Genomic DNA, 13,301 nt, shown 5'->3' on the forward strand with positions numbered 1-13,301 from the left:
GGCTCAGAACCCGACGGACTGGAGGGCGCTCAGCCCCACGTCGGCGTAGGAGTGCTTGCCGGAGACGAAGATATTGACGCCGTAGTAGTTGAACAGCCAGCAGCCGAACGCGATCAACGCCAGGTACGCGGCCTTGCGGCCCTTCCAGCCGGCCGTGGCGCGGGCGTGCAGGTAGCCGGCGTAGGCGACCCAGGTGATGAACGACCAGGTCTCCTTCGGGTCCCAGCCCCAGTAGCGGCCCCACGCGTCGCCCGCCCAGATCGCGCCCGCGATGATCGTGAAGGTCCACAGCGGGAAGACGGCGGCGTTGACCCGGTAGGAGAACTTGTCGAGGGAGGCCGCCGCGGGCATCCGCTCCAGCACGGAGGTCGCGAAGCGCCCGGGCTTGCCGCCGCCCGCGAGCTTGTTCTCGTAGGAGTCGCGGAAGAGGTAGAGCAGCGTCGAGACCGCGCCCACGTAGAAGACGGCACCGCACAGGATCGCGGTGGAGACGTGGATGTACAGCCAGTACGAGTGCAGGGCGGGAACCAACTGGTCGCTGGCGGTGTACAAGACAGTGACGGCCAGGCCGAGATCGAGGAGGACCGTGGTGACCAGGGGGAGGCCGAGCCAGCGGATGTTCTTCTTCAGCGCGAGCAGCGTGACGTACACACCGACGGCGACCGTGGAGAAGGTGATGTTGAACTCGTACATGTTGCCCCACGGCGCCCGCTGCACCGACAGGGCCCGAGCGAGCACACCGCCGAACTCGATGAGGAACGCGAGCACGGTGAGGGACACGGCGATACGCCCGTAGAGGTCGCCCTTCTCGTCCCCACCGTGCGCCCCGGGCCCGTCGGGCACGTCCCGGCTGCCGGCCGCGGCCCGCACGACGACCTTCGGCCGCTCCAGTACGGCGGTCCCGCCGGCGTTCTTCACGGTGACGGCCGGAGCCTTGGCGGCGGCCGGCTTGGCGGAGGTGAGCGCGGCGGCGGTACGACCGACCTTGCTGCGGCTGCCGAAGATCCATTCGGCGATGTAGGCGAAGAAGGCCAGGGTGTAGACGGCCATCGCGGAGTAGATCAGCGTGTTGCTGAGGTCCGCGAGGTGTTCGTTGGTGGCGGCGGCGAGAGTCACTGCTCAGCCCCTTCGGCAGGTACAGCGGGGTCGGTTGTGTCGGGTTCGTGGTCGGGGTCGGGTGCGGCCGGCGCCTTCTCGTACAGCGTCCCGGCCAGGTCGCCCAGCTCCTCCGGCACCTTCGCGGACTCGCTGCGGCCGAGGCCGGCCATCTCGACGACGGTGACACCGTCGGCGCCCCGCACCGCCCGCACCCACACGCGGCGGCGCTGGACGAACAGGGAGGCGGCCAGGCCCAGGATCGCGGCGACGGCTCCGGTCAGCGCCCAGCCGCTGCCGGGCTGCTGGGTGATCTGGAAGCCGGCCCACTCCTTGACGCCCTCGAAGGTGACCGAGCCGGCCCCGTTCGGCAGCGTCATGGTCTCGCCGACCGCCAGCCGCTCCTTGAACAGCTCGCCCTTGGAGTCCTTGAACTCCTTCAGGTTCTTCGTGTTCAGCTGGTACACGCTCTGCGGGATGCCGGAGTCGACCCCCAGGTCGCCGTGGTACGCCGACAGCGCCAGCCGCGGGTTCAGCAGCGCCGGGAACTGGGAGAGCATCGTGCCGTGGCCCTCACCGGCGAAGGACGGCACGAAGAAGGCGTTGAAACCGAGCTGTTCCCGCTCGCCCTCGGCGTTGCGGTAGCCGTCCATCACCTTGATCGCGCCGGAGGAGGTGACATTGGCGTCCAGCGGCAGCAGGGGCACGGCCTGCCGGTTCATCACGACGTTGCCCTTGGCGTCCCGGACGGTGACGATCGGGGCGTAGCCGTGGCTGACCAGGTAGACCTTCGAGCCGCCGATCTCCAGCGGCTCGTTGACCTTGATGGTGGCGTTCCGGTCCTTGCCGTAGGCGCCGACGCTGTAGGTGACGTTCGCCTGGAAGGTGCGCGGGGTGCCCCGGTTGGGGCCGGTGGCCTCGTAGGTGCCGTGGAAGTCGTTCAGGGTGAAGCTGAACGGGTCCAGGTCGTCCTGCGTGAAGAGGTTGCCGGACTTGAAGTCGTCGTACTGCGTGAGGGTGTTGGCGAAGCCGTCGCCCTCCAGAATCAGCTTGTTGCCCTCGGACTTGAACAACTGGCCCCAGGCGAAGGCGATCAGCATCACGATCAGCGCGAGGTGGAAGGCGAGGTTGCCGACCTCCCGCAGATAGCCCTTCTCGGCGGCGACCGCGTCACGGGAGACGTGGGCGCGGAAGCGGCGCTTCTTCAGCAGCGCGAGCGCGGCCTCACGGACCTGCTCGGGCTCGGCCTCGGTGCGCCAGGTCGTGTACGCCGGGAGCCGGGTGAGGCGCTTGGGCGCTGCCGGGGGGCGGCTGCGCAGCTGGCCGACGAACTGCCAGGTGCGCGGGACGATACAGCCGATGAGGGAGATGAACAGCAGGATGTAGATCGCGGAGAACCACACCGAGCTGTAGACGTGGAAGAGGCCGAGCTTGTCGTAGATCGGCGCGAGGGTCTCGTGCCGGGCGCGGAAGTCGGCGACCTGGGTGGCGTCGACGCCGGTCTGCGGGATCAGCGAGCCGGGGATCGCGGCCAGCGACAGCAGCAGAAGCAGCAGCAGCGCGACCCGCATCGAGGTGAGCTGCCGCCAGAACCAGCGGGCCCAGCCGATGACGCCGAGGGCGGGCAGGCCCGGTGCCTCCTCGGCGGGCGCGGTGGACAGCTGGGAGCCGGCCGCGCCGAGACCCTGGTCCGGGGCTTGGTCCTCGGCAGCGCTTGTCGTCGTCTTGCTCATCGATCAGATCCCCACAGTGAAGCCGTTGGACCAGGTCTGCATCTCCTGCACCAGGCGGTCCCACGCGCCGGTCAGCAGCAGCACACCGGTGGCGATCATCATGATCCCGCCGATGCGCATCACCCAGACATAGTGGCGCTTGACCCAGCCGAAGGCACCGAGGGCCTTGCGGAAGGCGACCGCGGCGAGCACGAAGGGGACGCCGAGGCCGAGGCAGTAGGCGATGGTGAGGAGGGCGCCGCGGCCCGCGCTGGCCTGGTTGGAGGAGAGCGCCAGCACGGATGCGAGGGTCGGGCCGATGCAGGGCGTCCAGCCGATGCCGAACAGCGCGCCCAGCAGCGGGGCGCCGACGAGCCCGGTCGTGGGCCGGGTGTGGAAGCGGAACTCGCGCTGGGTGAGCCAGGGCATCAGCCCCATGAAGAAGACGCCCATGAGGACCATGAGCACGCCGAGCACCTTCGTCAGCGTGCTCTGGTGCTCCAGCAGCGTCGAGCCGAAGTAGCCGAACAGCGCTCCGCCGGAGACGAACACGGCGGTGAAGCCGAGGACGAAGAGCGAGGCGCCGGTGACCATCCGCCCGCGCCGGGCCTCGGCCAGATCGGTGCCGGTGACTCCGGTCACATAGGACAGGTATCCGGGGACGAGCGGCAGAACGCAGGGGGAGAAGAAGGAGACCAGGCCGCCGAGCAGGGCGATCGGCAGGGCGAGCAGCAGGGCCCCGTTGCGCACGGTGTCGTTGAGCCCGGTGGCGGCGAGCTCGGTCACTGCCGTCACGTCACTTCTCCGCGAGGACCGGGTCGAGCATCTCGCGCACCTTGTCCTCGCTCAGCGGCTGGAGGGTGCGCGCGGCGATCTTTCCGTCCCGGTCGATGACGATCGTGGACGGGATGGCCTGCGGGTTGAGGGTGCCCTTCTCGAAGCGGAGCATCAGCCTGCCCGTCGGGTCGTACAGGCTCGGGTAGGTGACGCCGAACTCCTTCTCGAAGGCGAGCGCCGGACCGGTGCTGGTGTCCCGAGTGTTGATGCCGACGAACTGGACGCCCTGGTCCTTGGTGTCCTGGTAGACCGTTTCGAGGTTCTTGGCCTCGGCCCGGCACGGTGCGCACCACGAGCCCCACACGTTGAGGACGACGACCTTGCCCTTGTAGTCGGCGACGTCGAGCTGCTTGCCGTCGATGGTCTTGCCGGACAGGTCGGGCGCGGCGGTCCGCTCGCCCTTGTCGACGGTGTCGATGCCGTCGGCGCCGGCGACGAAGTTGGTGTCGCCGCCTCCCCCGGACGTACCGCCGGAGCCGCACGCGGACAGCAGCAGCGCGGCGACGGCGGCGCCGGAGGTGGCGAGCAGGGTGGCACGGCTACGGGCGCGGCGGGCGGCACTCATGTGAAAAGTTTCGCATGCCCGTTCTGGGGATCTTGCGCACCCCCCTTGCGGGCCGAAACCCGCATTTCAGGCGGCGTTCCGCGCCCCCGCGGTGCTGGTCGAGGGCGCCTCGATGAAGCCCTTCCACCCGTCGGCGGGCGCCTGCCCCACGTCCAGCGTGCGCAGCTGGTCGAGCACTTCCGGCTTCTGCACGTCCAGCCAGTCCACGAACTGCCGGAAGGAGACCAGCCGGACGTCCTCGCCCTTGTCCTTCTCCCGCGCGATGTGCTTGAGGGCTTCCTCCACGGCGTCCATGTAGATGCCGCCGTTCCACTGCTCGAAGTGGTTGCCGACGAAGAAGGGGGCGCGATTTGTCTCGTATGCCCGCTTGAAGCCCTGGATATAGGCCTGCGCGGACTGCTCGCGCCAGCCCGGGTAGTTGTGCGCGGGGGCGTTGGTGGAGTTCACCGACTGGTTGGCGAGCATGTTGTAGTCCATCGAGAGGACCTCGAACGAGCGGCCGGGGAAAGGTATCTGCTGGAGCGGAAGGTCCCATATGCCCCGCTTCTTCTGCGGCCAGACCTGACGGCCGCCCGGCGAGGAGGCGTCGTAGCGCCAGCCGAGCGCGCGGGCGGTGGGCAGCAGGTTGTCCTGGCCGAGCAGGCAGGGCGTACGGCCGCCGACGAGCTCCTTGTCGTAGTCGAAGGGCAGCGACGGCAGATCGGTCCAGCCGGTGTTGGTCCGCCACTCCTTCACGAACGACGCGGCCTGCTCGATCTCGCTGCGCCACTGCTGCGGCGTCCAGTTGCCGACCGAGCCGTTCCCGGCGCAGAAGTGGCCGTTGAAGTGGGTGCCTATCTCGTGGCCCTCCAGCCAGGCGCGGCGGACGTTGGCCAACGTGTCCTTGATGTGCGCGTCGGTGAGGTAGCCGATGTCGGAGGCGCCGCGCGGGTTGTTCGGCGGGTCGTAGAGCCGCTTCTTCGACTCGGGCAGCAGGTAAAGCCCCGAGAGGAAGAAGGTCATGTGCGCCTCGTACTCCTTGGCGAGGTCGAGGAAGCGCGGGAAGAGCCCGTTGCCGACCTCGCCGGCCCCGTCCCAGGAGAAGACCACGAACTGCGGCGGGGTCTGCCCGGGCTCCAGCGGCTCGGGCCTGGCGGGCTGCTTGGGCTGCTTGCCGGTGAAGGCGGTCGAACCGTCGCCGATCGGACGGGCGGTGGGCTTCGGGCTGCTTTCCGGGCTGCGTCCGGAACCTCCGGCGTGGGTCGGCCCGTCCGAGGAAGTGAGGGTTCCGCATCCGGCGAGCCCCAGGGTGGCCGCCGCCCCCACGCCGAGTCCCATCGCTCCCCGTCGACTGATGTGAGACATGCCGTCCCCGTCCGTTGCGCTCTCTGCTGGTCACCCAGTCAGAGGGCACGACGAACGGGGAGGTTCCGGTGATGGGCAACCATTCCGGAACAAATGCAACAGGGGTGCAACAACGCCCCGTAAGGGGCGCGGGGAACTGCGCGAACAACCAACGACGGCCCGCAGACGAACGACGGCCTGTCGCGGCCCCTCGGCGGAGCCGCATATCGGTACAGCCCGCGGAGCGCTACGCCCCGAAGGCCTTGCCCTTCCCCTTCACCGGCTTGGCGCCCGCGAGGAGATGGGGCGGGACGAGGTCACGGGCGGGCTCGGTGTAGCCGACGGAGACGATCCGGTCGCCCTCGTAGGTGAAGGACGTCAGCGACGCGAGCGTGCACTGCCGGCGGCGCGGGTCGTGCCACAGCCGCCGCTTCTCGACGTACGACCGCACGATCCAGATCGGCAGCTGATGGCTCACCAGCACGACCTCGTGGCCACGCGCCGCGTCCTTGGCCGCGCCCAGCGCGCCCATCATGCGGATGACCTGCTCGACGTACGGCTCACCCCACGACGGCCGGAACGGGTTGACCAGGTGCTTCCAGTTGCCGGGCCGGCGCAGCGCCCCGTCCCCCACGCCGAAGGCCTTGCCCTGGAAGACGTTCTCGGCCTCGATCAGCCGGGCGTCGGTCGCCAGGTCCAGCCCGTGCGCCTTGGCGATCGGCGTCGCCGTCTCCTGCGCCCGCTCCAGCGGGGACGCGACGACGTAGGTGATGTCCCGGGAGGCGAGGTGCTCGGCGACCCGGTCGGCCATCTGCCGGCCGAGCTCGGACAGGTGGTACCCGGGCAGCCGCCCGTACAGGATCCCGTCCGGATTGGCGACCTCGCCGTGCCGCATCAGGTGGACGACGGTGATGTCCCGCGCGCTCATGCCGTGGCCTCCGCCGCCGCGCGGGCCGCCGCCGGAAGGGCGTCGGCGATCCGCTGCACCGCGCGCTCGTCGTGCGCGGTGGACACGAACCAGGACTCGAAGGCCGACGGCGGCAGATAGACGCCGTTCGCCAGCATGGCGTGGAAGAAGGCGGTGAAGCGGTACGACGCCTGCGCCTTGGCGTCCTCGTAGTCGCGCACGGCGCGGTCGGTGAAGAACACCGAGAACATGTTGGATGCGTTCTGCACGGTGTGCGCGACGCCCTCCTTGGTCAGCGCCTCGCCGACCAGCGCCTGGATCTGCTGCGACACCTCGTTGACCCTGGTGTACGCCGCGTCGTCGAGGAGCCGCAGCTGGGCGAGGCCGGCGGCGGTGGCGACCGGGTTCCCGGAGAGGGTGCCGGCCTGGTAGACGGGACCGGCCGGGGCGAGGTGCGCCATGACGTCCGCGCGTCCACCGAAGGCGGCGGCGGGGAAGCCACCGCCCATCACCTTGCCGAAGGTCATCAGGTCGGGCACGACGCCGTCGACGCCGTACCACCCGGAGCGGCTGGTCCGGAAGCCGGTCATGACCTCGTCGGAGATGAACAGGGCCCCGTTCTGCGCACACGCGTCCTTGAGCCCCTGATTGAAGCCCGGCAGCGGCGGTACGACGCCCATGTTGCCCGGCGACGCCTCGGTGATCACGCAGGCGATCTCACCGGGGTGGGCGTGGAAGGCGGCGTGCACGGCTTCGAGGTCGTTGTAGGGCAGGACGATGGTGTCGCCGGCCTGGGCGCCGGTGACGCCCGGCGTGTCCGGCAGCGCGAAGGTCGCCAGACCGCTGCCCGCTGCGGCGAGCAGGGCGTCGACGTGCCCGTGGTAGCACCCGGCGAACTTGATCACCTTGGACCGCCCGGTGAACCCGCGGGCGAGCCGGATGGCGGACATGGTCGCCTCGGTACCACTGGACACCAGCCGCACCTGCTCGACCGGCCCGACCCGCCCGACGATCTCCTCGGCGAGCGCGACCTCACCCTCACCGGGCGTGCCGAAGGACGTACCGCGCCCGACCGCCTCCTGCACGGCGGCGATCACCTCCGGGTGGGAGTGCCCGAGAATCATGGGCCCCCAGGAACACACGAGGTCGACGTACTCCCGCCCGTCCGCGTCCGTCAGATAAGGCCCGCTGCCGGACACCATGAACCGGGGCGTACCGCCCACGGCGCGGAAGGCACGCACCGGGGAGTTGACGCCGCCGGGCGTGACGGCGGCCGCACGGTCGAATAGAGCCTGCGAGACAGGCGCTTCGTATGAATAGGGCAGTTCGCTCATGACGTGCGACTTCTCCGACTTCTCGGACTTCCGGTTGCCAGTGACCTCCTCAGGGTAGGACGCGGCACCCCGTGATCGATCCTCCTCCACCCGCCTCCGTCTGCGAAACTGAGACCTGATACACACAGCTCTTGCGGGGCATGGTGTTCAGGGGCTGCGAAGATCCTGCGGACAGGTGTTTCAACGCACGTTTCGGCGCGCGGCCGTGGGGGAGGTCACTGACACGATGATCGGGTTGCGCGGCGGGCGCCACGCGTCCTAGAAAAGCAGTCGGGTGGAGATATGCATCGCGGTGGCGGACTGGGCGAGGGGACTGATGATCTGGGTCCTCGACGCGCCCGGCGGGGAAGGCACCGGCGCGACGCGGAGGAATCGACCGACGCACGTCAGACACAGGGTGTGCCGAGTGAGCCCGAGCGGGTCGACGGACTCCGGGCGGGGAGCAGGAATGGTGGTCGGGTGGGGGTGACGTACAAGTACTTCGGCGCGCCGGACGGTGCTACGGCGGCCCGCGTCCCGATCTCGATGCGTCCCGAGGAGCTCGGCGGCGACGAGCTCGGCATGAACGGCATGTTCACCAAGATCAAGCCGGAGACGATGGCCGCGATGGTGCTGACGGGCATCCAAGGGGTCCCCCTCCACAAGGTCCCGCCACTCGAACTGGTCGTCCTGCACCCCGACTACGCCGTGGTCAAGCTCCCGATGACCGTCGTCGACCCCCTGCGCGGCATCGGCGAGGAGGCAGTGGGCGCGGCGGCCTTCATCTGGTCGACGGTCCCGGACCGGGGTGGGCCGCGGGATGCGTTCAATGTGTACCAGCTGTTGCACGAGTGGCAGGACTTCAGCCATCGGCTGCATGAGGCGGGGCATCAGCCGTACTGCTTGGTGTGGCCCTGAGCTGGGGTTTCGCCGGTAGCGGGCGGGGTCTTCGGGCCTCGCCCTTTTCGGTGCCGGAGAGCGGTTTCGGCGCAACCGAGCAACCGTCCGCTCCAACCAGTGTCACTCGCATCAGGATCATGAGGTTGACGGGTCGAACTTCGTTGCCGCGCGGCAGTCCAGCGGGTGCCGAAGCACAGGCTGGGGGAGCTGCGAGTGGCGGGGAGCGCTCTGGTCAGAGTCGGTTGTGGTAGATAGTCTGTAAAGAACACGTCAAGCTCGATGTGGGGTGTGCCGGGAAGTCTGGTCGGCGTTTCAAGGGGCCTGTGTGCCCGTTCGTCGACGTTGCCCGGAGGACTCCACCGTCGTGACTCCTGCTGCCCAACGGTGTACCGGCATGGCCTTGGTAGTCGTGGGAGCACTGCTCTTCCTTGCAGGAGCTGCGCTCTACGTGCTGCCCGGTCCCGGCTTCCCTGTCCTTGTACTCGGCCTGGCCGCTCTGACCATCGGCTTCTTCATGCTCACCGCGCTCCGCCGCAGGTGATCACTTTCACCCCCGACAGGAGCCCTGGTCCCCATGCTCTGGCAGTGGATAGGCCTCGCCGTCTTCTCTGTCACTCTGTTGCCCGCTGGAGTCGCTCTCCTCATCGGCCGTATTCCACAGCGGCTGCGTCCTCGTCTGGACCCGATGCGCCCGCGCGGCCTGGCGCTTCTCGCCTTCTACGCCGCTGCGCCGCTCAACGCCGTTCCCCGCCTGGCCGACGCCTCGCCCTCGATCACCCTGGCCGCCACGGGTCTGGCGATGGTGGTGGCGCTCGCGGGATGCATCGTGTTGATCGTCGCCACCCAGCGGACCAGGGCCACCCGATGACCGGCCGTACACGCTTGGTGCGGCATGCCTGCTCCCTCGCAGCTTGGTGGCTGCTGCTGGCCCTGGCTCTGTGGCTCCTTGGCCACGCCGTCGGCCAGACCTCTTCCCTCACGGCATGCGCCGCCTCCTCGGCGTTCCTGGTCGGCATCGGGGAGATCGGTGACTGGCTGCGTCGACGCTGGGCAACTCACCGTGGACAGTCGGGATCCGCTGCCAAGCGAACCCGTTCGCGGCGCATGCAGGGGTGAACTTGTGCTCTCTCGTTGGTGGTATGCCCTGATCAGTGCCGCGTGCCTGCTGGGTTTCCTCGTCGCCGCAGCCCTCGGGGGCTGGGCCGATGAGAACAACATCGGCTGGCTGTCTTCCGGCTGCGTCGCCATCGGAGGCGCCATGCTGGGCATCGGACTGGTCATGGCCGGGCGGGCCCTTCTGCCCGGCCGGCTACGGCGGGCGATGTTCCGGGTGCCGCCACCCGAAGGACGGCACCGACGACCAGGGCCACCTCGCTGAGTTGCCCGTACCGGCGCGGCGGCTCCCCTGCCCCGGTCCTCGTGCTGCGGTGGAAAAGTTCCTCGCAGTTGGAGTGGCCGGGGCCGACACTTGCGAGAGCAGAAGGAAGGTGAGGATGTCACGAAACCCGAGGAGCGAGTTCTTTGACGGCCCGGTTTGGATGTGCTTGGGCATCGTGTTCTGTGGGTGGACGGCGGCTAGCAGTGGCAGCGCCCCCTGGGTGAGGATTGCTGCGACGTCGACGATGGTGGTCTGGGTGGTGTTGTTGGCGAGGCTTCTTTTGCGGCGTGCCCGTGGCCGCAGGTCTTCTGAGCCGGATCGATCGACATCCTGAGGAACGCAGAGAGGGGTACTGGGTGGCATTACTACGGCCGGAATAACGCTCAACCAAATCTCACAACCGACGAATCATTTCACAAGCCCACTTTTCGATAACCCGACGACCTTCGCCTGTGGCATCATGAGCGGCCCGGAACCGAGTTCGCATGACCGAGCAGCGAAGGAAAGACACTCGTGCACATCGTCGAGGCGGCGTTCCTGGGTGCGGTTGAGGGATTTACCGAATTCCTACCGGTATCCAGTACAGGGCATCTCACCATCCTGGAGAGAATGCTCGGTTATTCGACCGACGACCCCGACATCACCGCGTTCACGGCCATCATTCAAGTCGGTGCGGTCCTTGCCACGCTGCTGTATCTCCGGGCAGATATCCGACGCCTGCTCACCGCCCTGTTCCGCGGCGTGACGCAGAAGGAGGAGAGGAAGAGCGCCGACTACAAACTGGCCTGGGCGGTCATCCTGGGCTCGATGCCCATCGGTGTCGTCGGGCTCGCGTTCAAGGACCAGATCGAGACCACGCTCCGCACCCTGTGGTTCGTCTCGGGCGCACTGGTGCTCTGGAGCGCGGTGATGTGGTACGCGGACCGCAAGGGCCACCAGGTCCGCGGCGAGAACGACGTGACCTGGAAGGACACCCTGATCATCGGCACGGTCCAGTGCATGGCGCTGATTCCGGGTGTGTCCCGCTCGGGTGCCACGATGTCGGCCGGACTTCTGCGCGGCCTGGACCGGGTGACCGTCACCAGGCTCTCCTTCCTTTTGTCCATCCCGGCGTTGACCGCAGCCGGCGCACTGCAGACCGTCGACGAGTTCGGGGCCATATCGCGGGGGGTGGGATGGCCCGCGACCTTGACCGCCACCGCGGTGAGTTTCCTGACCGCTTATGTGGCGGTGTCGTGGCTGCTGAAGTTCGTGGCCAAGCACAGCTACAACGTGTTCATCGGCTATCGGGTGGTCCTCGGCCTCTTCATCATGTTCCTGCTCGGGGCCGGCATTCTCCCGGCGAGCTGACCAGAACCATGCGGGAAACGGCGTAGACGTCAGCGCGCCGGAGTAAGCGGCAGGGCGTCCGTGTAGCCGTTCGTCGGCTTGGGGATCTTCGTGATGGTGTGGGCGTCCAGCGCCGCCGCGGCCGACTTCGTGCCCAGGGCGCCGGACGGGTGCCAGCGTCCGGTGACGGTCACCCAGGTGTCGGTCGGCGGAGCCTGGACGCCGTGGACGCGGACCTTCACCGACTGGGCGTCCGCCGCGCAGCAGCTGAGGATGAGCCGGGTCAGGTACCAGCCGTCGCCGCCGTCCCCGGCCGGGGTGACGAAACCCGTCAGCTGGACCGTGCGGCCCTTGATGGCCTGCTCGCGGTCCTGCTGTACGCGCTGCGTGAAGTCGGTGAGGGTCATCGGCAGCGGCGAGGTCGCCGGCAGCGGATCGAAGTGGTCCTCCTCCGCGACGGCCTTGGGGGCCTCGCGGGAGGCGGTGAAGGCGCCGAGGGCCGGCGGGGCGTAGAAGAGCAGGCTCAGGGCGGGGAGGAGCAGCAGCCAGGCGACCTTCGGAGTGCCGGAGTGGTCGTGGTCGTGGGCGTCCTCACCGCGGGCGGCCACGTCCTCCCTTCGTCCCCACCAAGCCTCCGCGACCGCCAGGGCCAGCAGCAGCACGCCGGATCCGATCAGCAGCGGACGCATGCCCTCCTTGACGTAGCGGAGGTAGAGGTCGCTGAAGAGGGAGGCGTGCAGGACGCCGAGGCCGCTGAGGGCGAGCAGGGTGATCTGGAGGTGCCGCTTCACAGGAGTACCGCTTTCACAGGAGCCGCCTTCACAGGAGCACCGCTCCGATCAGCACGCTGGACAGGATCGCCACCACCGTCGTGGCGGCCGAGAAGCGGATCGCGAACGACCGGCCGAACGTACCCGCCTGCAGCGCGATCAGCTTCACGTCGACCATCGGCCCGACGACCATGAACGTCAGCCGCGCGACCGGCGAGAAACCGGTGAGCGAGGCCGCGACGAACGCGTCGGCCTCCGAGCACACCGCGAGCAGGATGGCGAGCGCGGCCAGGAAGAGCACGGACAGCCACGGCGAGCCGGAGAACGTCTCCAGTACGGAGGGCGGGACCACCACGTTGAAGGTGGCCGCCGCCATCGCGCCGACGACGAGGAAGCCGCCCGCGTGCAGGAAGTCGTGCTGGAAACCGCGCCGGAACTCGCTCCAGCGGCTGTGGCCCGGGTGGTGACCGGTGTGCCGGACAGCGGGGCGCAGCCATTCCGTCCGGCCCAGTGCCAGCCACAGCCAGCCCATCGCCACCGCCGTGACGAGCGAGGCGAGCAGGCGGGCCAGCACCATCTCCGGGCTGCCGGGGAACGCGACCGCCGTGGCGGTCAGGACGATCGGGTTGACGGCGGGCGCCGACAGCAGGAACGCGAACGCGGCGGCCGGGGTGACGCCCCGTCCGATCAGGCTGTTCGCGACCGGCACCGAGGCGCACTCGCAGCCGGGCAGGACGACCCCGGCGGCCCCGGCGACCGGCACGGCCAGCGCCGGGCGCTTCGGCAGCAGCCGGTTGAACACCCGCGCGGGCACGAACGCGTTGATCGCGCCCGACAGGGCCGTGCCGAGCAGCAGGAACGGCAGCGCCTGCACGGTGACGGCCAGACACACCGTCCGCCACGCCTGCACGGCCGGTTCGTCCGCCCACCGGCCGGCGGCGAAGAGCAGCGCGCCGGGGAGTACGGCGGCCGCCAGCAGGAGGAGTGGCCAGGAACGCGGCCAGCTGTGAGCGGGCCCGGCGACCGCATCGCCGCTTTCCGCCCCCGCTTCCACGTCCACTTGCGTGGCGAGATGTTCCGTCTTCTGCATACAGGCTCCGCGCGTCGGCTGATCGGAGCGACGATAGCGGGCGCTGGGCGACTCCTGACGCCCAGCGCCCGCTACGGGCCTT

13 protein-coding genes are annotated in these 13,301 nt (G+C 69.1%); 4 read left to right on the forward strand and 9 right to left on the reverse strand.

Annotated features, from left to right (window positions below; translation table 11 throughout):
• Window positions 1–3: 3 nt before the first annotated feature.
• From ccsB to hemL, 7 genes are all read right to left on the reverse strand, one after another.
• Window positions 4–1,116: a c-type cytochrome biogenesis protein CcsB gene (gene ccsB / locus HJD23_RS16930; protein WP_171112599.1), complete on the reverse strand. Its 1,113-nt coding sequence runs from the start codon at window positions 1,114–1,116 to the stop codon at window positions 4–6.
• The gene (locus HJD23_RS16935; protein WP_171112601.1) at window positions 1,113–2,828 is read right to left on the reverse strand and encodes a cytochrome c biogenesis protein ResB; all 1,716 of its coding nucleotides are present in this window, start codon (window positions 2,826–2,828) and stop codon (window positions 1,113–1,115) included. Before HJD23_RS16935 ends, ccsB begins: the two co-directional genes overlap by 4 nt.
• A 3-nt stretch (window positions 2,829–2,831) precedes the next feature.
• The gene (locus tag HJD23_RS16940; RefSeq protein WP_167529573.1) at window positions 2,832–3,602 is read right to left on the reverse strand and encodes a cytochrome c biogenesis protein CcdA; all 771 of its coding nucleotides are present in this window, start codon (window positions 3,600–3,602) and stop codon (window positions 2,832–2,834) included.
• 1 nt (window position 3,603) lies between these two features.
• Entirely contained in the window at window positions 3,604–4,209 is a 606-nt protein-coding gene (locus HJD23_RS16945; protein WP_171112603.1) for a TlpA disulfide reductase family protein, read from the reverse strand.
• A 66-nt stretch (window positions 4,210–4,275) separates the two neighbouring features.
• A complete protein-coding gene (locus HJD23_RS16950) occupies window positions 4,276–5,553 on the reverse strand; it encodes a hypothetical protein (RefSeq protein WP_171112605.1) in 1,278 nt (425 codons plus the stop codon).
• A gap of 226 nt (window positions 5,554–5,779) precedes the next feature.
• Window positions 5,780–6,460 carry a histidine phosphatase family protein gene (locus HJD23_RS16955; protein WP_171112607.1) on the reverse strand — a complete coding sequence of 227 codons (681 nt, stop codon included), beginning with the start codon at window positions 6,458–6,460 and terminating at the stop codon, window positions 5,780–5,782.
• Entirely contained in the window at window positions 6,457–7,773 is a 1,317-nt protein-coding gene (hemL, locus tag HJD23_RS16960; protein ID WP_171112609.1) for a glutamate-1-semialdehyde 2,1-aminomutase, read from the reverse strand. Before hemL ends, HJD23_RS16955 begins: the two co-directional genes overlap by 4 nt.
• Window positions 7,774–8,055: 282 nt before the next feature.
• Here hemL and HJD23_RS16965 point away from each other — a divergent pair, with 282 nt between their 5' ends.
• From HJD23_RS16965 to HJD23_RS16980, 4 genes are all read left to right on the forward strand, one after another.
• Window positions 8,056–8,670 (forward strand): hypothetical protein, encoded by a 615-nt coding sequence (locus tag HJD23_RS16965; protein WP_171112611.1) that lies wholly within the window; start codon window positions 8,056–8,058, stop codon window positions 8,668–8,670.
• A gap of 376 nt (window positions 8,671–9,046) precedes the next feature.
• On the forward strand, window positions 9,047–9,193 hold the full coding sequence (locus HJD23_RS16970) for a PGPGW domain-containing protein (protein ID WP_171112612.1): 147 nt from the start codon (window positions 9,047–9,049) through the stop codon (window positions 9,191–9,193).
• Window positions 9,194–9,226: 33 nt separating this feature from the next.
• Entirely contained in the window at window positions 9,227–9,520 is a 294-nt protein-coding gene (locus HJD23_RS16975; protein ID WP_171112614.1) for a hypothetical protein, read from the forward strand.
• 1,023 nt (window positions 9,521–10,543) lie between these two features.
• Entirely contained in the window at window positions 10,544–11,380 is an 837-nt protein-coding gene (locus HJD23_RS16980; protein WP_171112616.1) for an undecaprenyl-diphosphate phosphatase, read from the forward strand.
• 29 nt (window positions 11,381–11,409) lie between these two features.
• Here the strand turns inward: HJD23_RS16980 and HJD23_RS16985 are convergent, their stop codons facing one another.
• Window positions 11,410–12,150 carry a TIGR03943 family protein gene (locus HJD23_RS16985; protein WP_171112618.1) on the reverse strand — a complete coding sequence of 247 codons (741 nt, stop codon included), beginning with the start codon at window positions 12,148–12,150 and terminating at the stop codon, window positions 11,410–11,412.
• A gap of 28 nt (window positions 12,151–12,178) precedes the next feature.
• Window positions 12,179–13,219 carry a permease gene (locus HJD23_RS16990; protein ID WP_171112620.1) on the reverse strand — a complete coding sequence of 347 codons (1,041 nt, stop codon included), beginning with the start codon at window positions 13,217–13,219 and terminating at the stop codon, window positions 12,179–12,181.
• Window positions 13,220–13,301 lie beyond the last annotated feature (82 nt).

Source organism: Streptomyces sp. Z423-1 (assembly GCF_013009255.1).
GTDB classification, from domain to species: domain Bacteria; phylum Actinomycetota; class Actinomycetes; order Streptomycetales; family Streptomycetaceae; genus Streptomyces; species Streptomyces gossypiisoli.